The sequence below is a fragment of the Paenibacillus sp. Dod16 genome, assembly GCF_049893405.1.
Lineage (GTDB): Bacteria > Bacillota > Bacilli > Paenibacillales > Paenibacillaceae > Paenibacillus_AQ.
The window spans coordinates 93,097-99,895 of record NZ_JBNDYG010000046.1; the positions used below are offsets into that span (position 1 = coordinate 93,097).

At 47.5% G+C, this 6,799-nt stretch carries 5 protein-coding genes; all 5 read left to right on the forward strand.

Features of this window, described 5'->3' with window-relative positions; translation table 11 throughout:
* A partial coding sequence (locus ACPV3A_RS29440; RefSeq protein ID WP_426203119.1) for a fibronectin type III-like domain-contianing protein occupies positions 1–872 on the forward strand: 872 nt, incomplete at its 5' end.
* A gap of 10 nt (positions 873–882) precedes the next feature.
* Entirely contained in the window at positions 883–1,497 is a 615-nt protein-coding gene (locus ACPV3A_RS29445) for a hypothetical protein (protein ID WP_426203120.1), read from the forward strand.
* 50 nt (positions 1,498–1,547) lie between these two features.
* Positions 1,548–4,247 (forward strand): glycoside hydrolase family 3 C-terminal domain-containing protein, encoded by a 2,700-nt coding sequence (locus ACPV3A_RS29450; RefSeq protein ID WP_426203122.1) that lies wholly within the window; start codon positions 1,548–1,550, stop codon positions 4,245–4,247.
* Between the two features lie 146 nt (positions 4,248–4,393).
* Positions 4,394–5,410 (forward strand): glycosyltransferase family 2 protein, encoded by a 1,017-nt coding sequence (locus ACPV3A_RS29455; RefSeq protein ID WP_426203124.1) that lies wholly within the window; start codon positions 4,394–4,396, stop codon positions 5,408–5,410.
* A 13-nt stretch (positions 5,411–5,423) separates the two neighbouring features.
* Entirely contained in the window at positions 5,424–6,536 is a 1,113-nt protein-coding gene (gene glf, locus ACPV3A_RS29460) for a UDP-galactopyranose mutase (protein ID WP_426203126.1), read from the forward strand.
* Positions 6,537–6,799 lie beyond the last annotated feature (263 nt).

Below are 6,799 nucleotides of genomic sequence, written 5' to 3' on the forward strand. Positions count from 1 at the left end.
TCGAGTATCGCGAAGCCTTGTTTATCGGTTATCGTTACTACGATACTGCAAATATTGACGTACTGTATCCGTTCGGCTACGGCTTAAGCTATACCACCTTCGATTATTCGGATTTGACCATCGATGCATCGGGAGCAACATTTACGATTACAAACAGTGGTTCGCGAGACGGGATGGAAATCGCCCAATTGTATGTCGGCTGTGCATCTACTGGCATCTTTCGGACTCGAAAGGAACTGAAAGGCTTTAGCAAAGTATTTTTACGAGCCGGCGAAAGCAAAGCCGTCCATATTCCGTTCGATGATAAAACCTTCCGCTACTTTAATGTCAAAACGAATCGCTGGGAAGTGGAAGAAGCGGAATACGATATAATGATCGGGGCATCCAGCGCAGATATTCGCTTAGAGGGCATTTTGCACGTAGCCGGCACCGATGCGCCATTGCCATATGATCAAACCAAGCTTCCTTCCTATTATTCTGGGCAGGCGAGCCGTGTCTCGCAGGATGAGTTTGAACAGCTGCTCGGCCGGTCCGTGCCAACAGCGACCTGGGATCGCACGCAGCCGCTTGGTTACAATGATACAATCGCGCAATGCCAATATGCCAAAGGCTGGTTTGCCCGATTTGCATATCTTGCGCTCACCTTTGCCCATTGGTTTTTACGCAAGATTGGAAAACGAAGCACGGCGAATTTAATCATGATGTCGGTATACCATATGCCATTCAGAGGCATTGCAAGAATGACGGGCGGTATCATGAATATGCCAATGTTGGATGGTATGCTGATGATGGCGAATGGCAGCTTCTTTAAAGGGTTGCGTCATCTGCTGAAGGAAAGAAAAAAGCTGATGCAGACGGCGAAATCAAACTAAGGAGGCAGCAATGAAACAACAATCAAGAGGACTAATCAGATTATGGAACAATTACACGGAAAAACATCCGAACATCGCGCAATTTCTTATGTTCTTCCTGCTCAGTAATAGCGTGACGGTGCTGCAGATCATCATTATGCCGCTGTTCAAGTCGCTGCTGGGCAACACTTCACTGGTCGATACAAGCTTTCAGGTTTTACAGCTGGGGAATAACTTTGACGGCAGCGTTTACTATGTATTTGATTATGCAGCTGGCGCATTGTCTGCAGGCGGCGGCGGAGGGCTTGCGTATTTTCTTGCGGTGCAAACGTCGATCACGATCGCACAGATCATTAATTTCTTTGCGCAACGAAACATTACCTTCAAATCCAACAGCAATATTTGGCAGGCGGCTTTTTGGTATGTCATCGCTTATATCATCATTTCATTGGGGGCTGCCGCGGCTCAGGGCCTGTATAAAGCACCGATTTATAATTTGCTGATGAATACATGGGAAATGGGCAGTGCCGGGGAAACCACGGCGGATGTCATTTCGATGATCATTAACAGCGCCATTTCCTTCTGGGTGTTTTTCCCGATCTTTAAAATCATCTTTAAGCAAAAGCCTGATATTCAGGCAAGCTAAACAGATCTATACAGAGAGAAAGCTTCCGCGCTAATGAAAGGGGAATTTCAATGAGTTCAATGAGCAAGAAAAAAAGAAATTGGCTGATCGCGCTAGGCGCACTGATCGTCCTGATCGTTGGTGTGCTCTACTATGCATTTGTGATCACAAGTGCGGGCAACTGGTTCCTGGCCAAGTTTAAGCCGGATAGCGAGGAGCAAAAGCTCTCTTACACAACGGCCACCGAAACAATTGAGCAAATTACCGACGAGGGCTTTGTATTAATGCAGAATAAGGACAACTTCCTGCCCATCGCGACATCGGAAGATAATAAAGCCAAGCTCAACGTATTTGGCACGCGTTCCGTTGTAACCCTGTTCAACTCTGGCGGTTCGACAGCAACCGATGTGACGAAAGCGGTTAAGCTGGAGGATGCGCTGCGTGACGTAGGGAATCTTGAATTGAATCCCGATTTGCTCTATCTGCATTATAATTACTACAAAAACGGCAAGCTATCCGTTAAGGAAACGGCGGCCCCGAAAAACCGCAGCGATTCCGAAATTCTGGGCGAGACCAACAATATGATTTTGCCTGAAGTGCCAGCAGCCGCTTATGAAGACAGCTCATTATACGGCGACGGCTCAACATTGCTTGATCAGGCGAAATCGTTCTCCGATACAGCACTTGTTGTGCTTGGAAGAGGGGGCGGCGAGGATACCGACCTAACGCCAGCTCAGCTGTCGCTCGCTGAGGATGAAGCAGCGATGCTCGAAGTTGTAGCGAAACATTTTGAGAATGTCGTCGTGATCATTAACTCTGCAAACGTGATGCAGCTTGACTTTCTAAACGAATATCCGGCGATTAAAAGCGTCGTCTGGATCAGTTATCCGGGTGAGACCGGAACCAAATCATTGGCAAAAATTTTGAATGGCACCGTCAACCCTTCCGGCCGTTTAGTGGATACATGGCCAGCGGACTTGATGAACAACCCTGCAGCGAAAAACTATAACGCTCTGGACAGCAATGGTGTCATGACGGGTGAGTCCAATAAATACACGAATATTGAAGGGGATTCCGGATATTTCAGCCATTATGCGGAAGGCATTTATGTTGGCTACAAATATTACGAAACAAGACACGCTACAGATAGCAGCTATAATTACGACGAAGAACTGCTGTTCCCGTTCGGTCATGGCCTTAGCTATACAACCTTCAAGAAGGACATTGTCGATATGAACGAGGAAGACGGAACGATCACATTGCGCGTTTCCGTTGAGAATACAGGCGATGTCGCGGGCAAGGATGTCATTCAAATTTACTCGAATCCTCCATATACCGGAGCCATCGAGAAAGCATCTGTGAATTTGGTCACGTTCAAGAAGACCAATATGATTGAGCCGGGTCAAACCGATTATTACTCATTGTCGTTCAGCGTCGAAGATTTGGCTTCTTACGATGAGAAGGAGCATAAAGCCTATGTGCTGGAAGCGGGCAATTACGAGCTGATGCTGATGGAAAATGCGCACGACAAGCTCGATTCCGAGATTTACAAGGTTCAGAATGAAATTGTCTATAATGAGGAGCACGACGGCAAGCGTTCCACGGATCGACAAGTGGCAACCAACCGGTTCGAGGATGCCTTCTTCGTGGATGATTATTTGACTCGAGATTGGAATCCGAATAGCCGTGCATTTACCGGTCCACAGGAAGCGGACTTTACCGCTCCCCAGGCAGTGCTTGATGCATTGACCGCTAAAGTGCCAACAGATTCGGAGCTGGACTTAAGCGAAGCCGATCTTCCGCAATTCGGCAAAACATTGGAGCAAACGATCAAGCTGGCTGAGATGAAGGATGTGCCGTACGACGATCCGCGTTGGGATGAATTCCTGTCGCAATTAACACTTGATGAAATGGCTAATATTGCAGGAATGGGCGCTTATCAACTGCTGGAAATTGAACGTCTAGGCGTGCCGAAGACGCTGCAGCCGGATGGCTCGATGGCGATTGCCTCTAACATTTATTCCGGTCCGATTATGGGAACCGAGGGTGTCGGTGTGACGTATGCGGCTCCAGGTGTGCTCGCAGCTACCTGGAACCAGGATGCAGCCTATTTGATGGGAACCAGCATTGGCCAGGAAGCGCAAGCATTCGGTTATAGCGGCTGGTATTCGCCAGCGATGAATATTCACCGCACGCCTTTCAACGGCAGAAACTTTGAATACTATAGCGAAGATGCGGTGCTTTCAGGCAAAATCGTTGCAGAGGTCGTAAAAGCGGCCCGCGAAAAAGGCATTATCACCTACATTAAGCATTTCGCCGTTAACGACAAGGAAAAAAATGCCCGCAATCAATTTTTCGTATGGTCCAATGAGCAAGCGATTCGTGAAATTTACTTGAAGCCGTTCGAGCTGGCCGTGAAGGAAGGTGCAAGTCTTGGCGTGATGTCATCCTTCAATTTTATCGGCACAAGCTGGGCTGGCGCGCATCAAGGCTTGTTGACAGAGGTGCTGCGCAATGAGTGGGGCTTTGAAGGCTTGGTGCTTACGGATGCTAATATGTATCCGCATATGGATCCACTAAAAATGATCTATGCAGGCGGTGACGTATCGCTGGACGTGATGGCCGTATGGCAGGGCGGCGATAATCAGAATAAAGTCATGCTGGCAGCGGCGAAAGATCCGGCCACGAAAGTCGGCGCAACAAAGAGTTTGTACCAAGCAAGCAAGAACGTGCTGTTTGCGGTTTCCCGCACATGGAAAGTAACAGAATAATAGGAATGATTAAGGCTAAGCGGTGCTTCTTTCTTGGAGTGCCGCTAGTTTTAAGTTGGTGAATATTAGAGACCGTGGCCTCAATGGAAGTATGCTATACTACTAAAACGCTAATCATCAGGAGTACAGAGTAAAGGTTGTGTAACATGAAGCTATTATCAGTCGTCATCCCTTGTTATAATTCCCAGGATTATATGAGATGCTGCATCGAGTCCTTGCTGCCTGGCGGGGATCACGTGGAAATCCTGATCGTCAATGACGGTTCAAGCGACAGAACAGGGGAGATTGCGGAGGAATACGCAGCAAAATATCCAGCCATCATCAAGCCCATTCATCAAGCTAACGGAGGACATGGCGAAGCGGTTAACGCAGGTATCCGACACGCGAGCGGCTTATATCTCAAAGTGGTGGACAGCGACGATTGGGTAGACACGCGAGCGTATCTGAAAATATTAGCAGCACTGGAGCGGTTTGCCGCAAGGCGGCAGCCGATTGATTTGCTGATTAGCAATTTTGTTTATGAAAAAGAGGGCGCCAAGTATAAAAAGGTCATGAAGTACGAAAACGTCTTTCCCGAAGATGAAGTGTTTACGTGGGAAGAGATCGGGCGCTTCCGCAAAGGGCAGTATTTAATGATGCATTCGCTCATTTACCGAACGGCGCTGCTGCGGGAATGCAGGCTCATGCTGCCTAAGCATACGTTTTATGTCGATAATTTATTTGTTACGACGCCGTTGCCTTATGTAAAGAGCCTGTTCTATCTCAACGTTGATTTCTATCGATATTTCATTGGGCGTGCCGATCAATCGGTTAATGAACAGGTTATGATTAGGCGAATTGATCAGCAGTTACAAGTGAACAAGCTGATGATCGAGCAGATAGACCTGGAAAGCGTTAGCAGTTGCAAGCTGCGCCAGTATTTATTTAATCATTTGGAAATCGTAACGATGATTTCGACGATTTTGCTTATTCGTTCAGGTTCGAAGGAAAATTTGCAGAAAAAGCGGGCATTCTGGTCCTTCATCATGGAATATGATCTGGAGCTGTACCATCGTTTGCGTTACGGGATGATGGGGCGGCTGCTCAGTCTGCCGGGACGAATCGGACGCAGCATCTCGGTGGGCGTGTACAAACTTACGCAAAAGGTTGTCGGTTTTAACTAACTTGGAGGGACTTATGCAGAAAAAATATGACTTCTTGATTGTCGGAGCAGGGCTTTACGGAGCTGTATTTGCCCATGAAGCAAAGAAAGCTGGCAAAACCTGCTTCATCCTTGACAAGCGAAATCATATCGGCGGCAATGTCCATACGGAAAAGGTGGCGGATATTCAAGTTCACCGATACGGCGCGCATATTTTTCATACGAGCAGCAAGGAAATTTGGCAGTATGTCCATCAGTTTGCGGAGTTTAACCGTTTCACGAACAGTCCGTTGGCAAACTTTAAGGGCGAGCTTTACAATCTGCCGTTTAATATGAATACCTTTCACCAAATGTGGGGGGTCACCACCCCGGAAGAAGCGAAGCAAAAAATCGAGCAGCAGCGAAGAGACAGCTTTGTGGACAATCCACGAACGTTGGAGGAGCAAGCGATTAATTTGGTAGGGCGAGATATTTATGAGAAATTGATCCGCGGCTATACGGAAAAGCAGTGGGGGCGGTCCTGCCACGAACTGCCTGCCTTTATTATACGCCGATTGCCGGTGCGTTTCACGTATGATAACAACTATTTCAACGATTCGTATCAAGGTATTCCCATAGGCGGCTATACGGCGATGGTGGAGAAGATGATCGATGGCATCGAAGTGCAGCTGGAAACGGATTATCTTGCCGACAAAGTCTATTGGGACAGTTTGGCGGAACACATTGTGTACACAGGGCCGGTCGATGCTTATTTCAATTACAGGTTCGGTGTCCTGGCATACCGCAGTTTAAACTTTGAGACTGAGTTGCTGGATACGGATAACTATCAAGGCAACGCCGTCGTCAATTATACCGATCTGGAAACGCCATATACGCGAATTATTGAGCATAAGCATTTTGACTCTGGCACACAGCCGCAAACGATGATTACCCGCGAATATAGCGTGGAGTGGAAGCTGGGCGATGAGCCTTACTATCCGATCAATGATGAGCAGAACAGCATGCTGTACGCAAAATACAAGCAATTGACGGATGCCGAGCAGCATGTCATATTCGGCGGGCGTCTCGGCGAATACAAGTACTACGATATGGATAAAGTGATCGCCGCAGCGCTCAATAGAGTAAGGGAGGTCTTGGGGAAGGAATAGAAATAGACCCCTTAGGGGTAGCCGAAAAAGTAGTGCAGTTAGCGAACCATTCAATGCCCTTTTAGGGCTGGCCAGCAACAAAGGCTTTCAGCCGCAGAGTAAACCACCCGTTATATGAACTGCACCCCAATTGTTAGACACCATCTAACATTGGAGGTGCAGTTTTTTCTATGGCTAATTTTAGTTCGGACGAAAAATTACAAGCAGTTATGCGTTATCAAAATGGATCAGAAAGCATGAAATCGATTGCGAAATCACTAGGA